Source organism: Scytonema sp. PCC 10023 (genome assembly GCF_963920835.1).
Classification (GTDB): Bacteria; Cyanobacteriota; Cyanobacteriia; order Cyanobacteriales; family Nostocaceae; genus Kalymmatonema.
In genome coordinates this window covers 1-1402 of record NZ_CAWUDP010000295.1, presented here as the reverse complement: position 1 = coordinate 1402, position 1402 = coordinate 1, and the positions used below count along the sequence as shown (strand labels likewise).

Annotated in this window: 1 protein-coding gene; it reads left to right on the top strand. The window is 33.9% G+C overall.

All coding sequences use genetic code 11. The features are described 5' to 3' along the window. Positions 1-714: 714 nt before the first annotated feature. Positions 715-1137 carry a hypothetical protein gene (locus tag ACM0OZ_RS48810; RefSeq protein ID WP_414590154.1) on the top strand — a complete coding sequence of 141 codons (423 nt, stop codon included), beginning with the start codon at positions 715-717 and terminating at the stop codon, positions 1135-1137. The last annotated feature ends 265 nt before the right edge of the window (positions 1138-1402 follow it).

The following is a 1402-nucleotide window of genomic DNA, read 5'->3' as shown; positions in this document are numbered from 1 at the left end:
GGCTTTAATCTCGTTGCTCAATCTACGGCGACGGAATGTGTTTCTTAAGAGGTAAGCGCATTTAATTTTGTATCTAAAAAGACAGATTATTGTCTCCAAATATGAAAGAAAGTCAAATTTGAGTATTAACGCAAGTTGCGGGTTATTAAATTCTGAATGAAAAGTACCTGTCTGTTCATGCGATCGCCTTTGTATGAAAGTCTAACCTCAGTGGCAAATAATTACCATATTGGTAATACCCCCTGTTAATTCGCCAACAACATCATTTATTCGTGGGGTTTTCATTTTGAATTTTGAATTTTGAACTTTGAATTTGAGCGAAGCGAGTGACTGGGACTTTTGCAAGAGGTCTATTAAGCGATCGCTTACTTACCAACTACTTTTGACCACACCCTTGCGTGTCAGCAATATTGCATCCATCATTTCAAATGTTGTATCCTTTGCCCGACATAAACATTTGTATGCTGCTTGACGGAATTCTCTCAATTGTGCAAAAACATCCATAACGGTAGATGAACGTTGGTAGTGCTTCTTTCATCTTCCGCTACTGAGGTGCTTGTTCTTACAGGCATCGCTTTATTGTTTGCACACCTGCGACCTAACGATCACTCTTCATTTAGTCTAAAGTCCAGTTATTAACAAAACGATATTTTCTTGCTTATGCGTACAGTCTTGTTGTATATTGACTATTGATTAGAGTTTTAGAATAAACAAATGAAAAAACATACTTCGTTACTGTTGAAAACATTAGTAGTTCTGTTATCGTTTGTTTTTAGTGCTGTTATTTATATACCAACATCTTTAGCTGATGAAGGTTCTCGTTTTTACTTATGTACTTCAGGAACTGAACATACATTGTATTCTCAATCTCAAGATACATGTATATTTACTCCAAAAAGAAATTCAACTAATGGACAATTAAGAGTTACTAATAATGATCCGTATAAGGATGCTTCTTTATCAATCACATCACCTACTTCATTTCAGTGTCAAAATATATCTCTATCAGTAAATCGAAATAGTGGGCAAGCCATTACTTATTGCGAAAGATCCCTTGATGCAGCTAGTTCAATCACAGTAAGTTTTGGTACAACAAATAGCGCGAGTAACGTAACAGTTCGGTTTAACGAAGAGTAAGACATATATATTCTTAAGATTAATTATCAAAAATCTACGATAAATAATCTTAAGAATTATATCGTACATAGATAGATTGTTAAATAATAACGATTCAATTTATCTGTGTACATATCTAATATATACAAATCTTTATTGACTATATATGATGAATATAGCAATCCTAGATGAGAATCAAACTTCTGGTACGTTTATACTAAAGCTTTGATGACTAGTACACTGGGGCGTAAATTCGGTTAGGGTATAAATGAAGAAATTAACTTGC

Bases quoted from the DNA above. Each gene is read 5' to 3' on its own strand.
- ACM0OZ_RS48810 (WP_414590154.1), top strand. From the start codon at position 715: ATGAAAAAACATACTTCGTTACTGTTGAAAACATTAGTAGTTCTGTTA.